The sequence below is a fragment of the Hyphomonas sp. GM-8P genome, from assembly GCF_003263315.1.
Lineage (GTDB): Bacteria > Pseudomonadota > Alphaproteobacteria > Caulobacterales > Hyphomonadaceae > Hyphomonas.
In genome coordinates this window covers 1-373 of sequence record NZ_AWFE01000042.1, presented here as the reverse complement: position 1 = coordinate 373, position 373 = coordinate 1, and the positions used below count along the sequence as shown (strand labels likewise).

Annotated in this window: 1 protein-coding gene; it reads right to left on the bottom strand. The window is 66.0% G+C overall.

Annotated elements, in window-relative coordinates:
- Nucleotides 1–373: type IV secretion system protein (locus HY26_RS03555; RefSeq protein ID WP_199288538.1), on the bottom strand; the 373-nt coding region annotated here is incomplete at both ends.

The following is a 373-nucleotide window of genomic DNA, read 5'->3' as shown; positions in this document are numbered from 1 at the left end:
ATGCCCGCCTTGGCGAGGGTGCCGCCCGCTACTGTCCCGGCCGCGACGCCAGCGGCCGTACCGATGGCCGCGCCCGCGCCCAATTGCGGCGCGCCGGAGACAAGGCCCGTGGCGATCCCGGGCCCGAACAGGCCGAGGGCCAGCAATGAGAGCGATCCAAGGATGACGGAGGCAGCCTGTTCGAGCGTCACCTCGTCCGGCTGGAAGGTCGACGTAATGGAGGAGAAAATGGTCGAGCCGATGCCGACAATGATCGCCAGCACCATCAGCTTGATGCCTGAGGCGATGACATTGCCGAGCACTTTCTCGGCGAGGAACGAGGTCTTGTTCCAGAGCGCAAAGGGGATCAGCACGAACCCGGCCAGCGTCGTCA